A 1,544-nucleotide genomic window follows, 5' to 3' on the forward strand; every position below is an offset into this window, starting at 1 on the left:
TCGGTGCCACCCGCAATCGGCACAGCTGTGGGGAACTCGGCCTTAGCGGCGAGCGCCTCCTCCCAGCTGGCGGGGCGAAGGAAGTCCATGAGCGGTCCTCTACATATCGGGGCGTTCGTGGTGAGCCGTTTGTCGGAGCTGCCGTCCTGGCGCGTCGCGCGGGGCGTTCGTCCGGGACGTTCGTCGGGCCGTTCGTCCGCGCCTTTCGTCCGGGGTTTCCGTCCTGGGTTTCGTTGCGAGCCAGGGCCCCCGGTCGGCTGTTCACGCGCAGTCGGCCGGGTGCGTAAAAGTAGACCGAGCGATCAAGGGGACGAGGCAGTCACCGATCCCCCAAAACCGGCTTCTCCGTCGCCTGTGGACCACCGTGCTTTCCCACCGCGTCATGCCCGTGAACTGCGGTGATTCAGGCACCGGAAAGAGAATGACCGCTTGAGGGACATGAGAGAGTGTCGACCATGCGGTTACGCGAACTTTCCGACGAGCTGCGGCTGCCCCTGCTCGTGGACCAGGACACCGGCGACAGGGATCGAGCCGTACGCGCGGTCCTGACCACCGACCTGGCCGACCCGGGCCGCTTCCTCACCGGCGGCGAGCTCGTCCTCACCGGGCTTGCCTGGTGGCAGGGGGACGGAGACGCCGAGTCTTTCGTACGCGTCCTCGATCAGGCGGGCGTCGCGGTCCTCGCCGCCGGCGAAGCCGCACACGGGCTCATCCCGGACGACCTCGTACGCGCCTGCCGACGCCACGGCCTCCCGCTCCTTGCCGTAAAACCGGACATATCATTCACCACGATCACCGAACACGTCCGGCGCCGTCTGTACCGCGAGCATGTCGGCAGCCTCGCCGCCGTGGTCGAACGCCATCGGCGGCTCCTCACCGACCAGGGTGTCCCGGACTCCGTGCTGGAGCTCTTACGGCACAGCTTGGGCCTCGACGTGCGCGTCCTGTCCCCGACCGGACGCCAGATCGCCGGGGCCCGCCCTCCGCTGCGTACCAAGACGGCGGTGGCACTGGCCGGGAGGTACCTCGCCGCGCGCCGCGCGTGCGAGGCGGCTCCCCTCCGGGTCACGATCGGGGACCGGCACTATGCGCTCGTACCGGTACGCGATTCCACGGGCCGCCCGTCGACCCCGTCAATGCCGTCGACCGCGACGGGGCACGCCGCCGAACTGGGCGACTGGCTGCTCGTCGTGGAGGCCGACACGTCCAACTGGTCTCCAACGCGCCTGGAACTCCTGGACCGGATCGCCGACTTGGTCGCCGACGCGCGATCCGCACACGACCATGCGAAGGCGGGACGCCGCGACCTGGCCGGTGAAGTCTTCGGCCTGCTGCACAGCCGCGCCTCATTGGACGAGATCGCCGCCCGGCTGCGCGGCACCGCACCGGGCGCCCTCACCCAGTGCGACACCTGGCAGCGCTGGCAGTTCGTGATCGCCCGGGGAGAGTGGCGCGGGACCGGCCCCATCCCTGCCTCCGCCCTGCGCGCGTTTCTAGAGGAGGCCCTCGTCCAACCGGACGATCCGGTGCGGGTATCCCCGGAA

At 69.8% G+C, this 1,544-nt stretch carries 1 protein-coding gene; it reads left to right on the forward strand.

The genetic code is table 11. From position 1 onward, the window contains the following. Positions 1-455: 455 nt before the first annotated feature. Positions 456-1,544, forward strand: a 1,089-nt coding sequence (locus tag ACWDX7_RS28390; RefSeq protein ID WP_451752054.1) for a PucR family transcriptional regulator ligand-binding domain-containing protein, incomplete at its 3' end; no start/stop codon positions are given.

This window comes from Streptomyces sp. NPDC003034 (assembly GCF_053591375.1).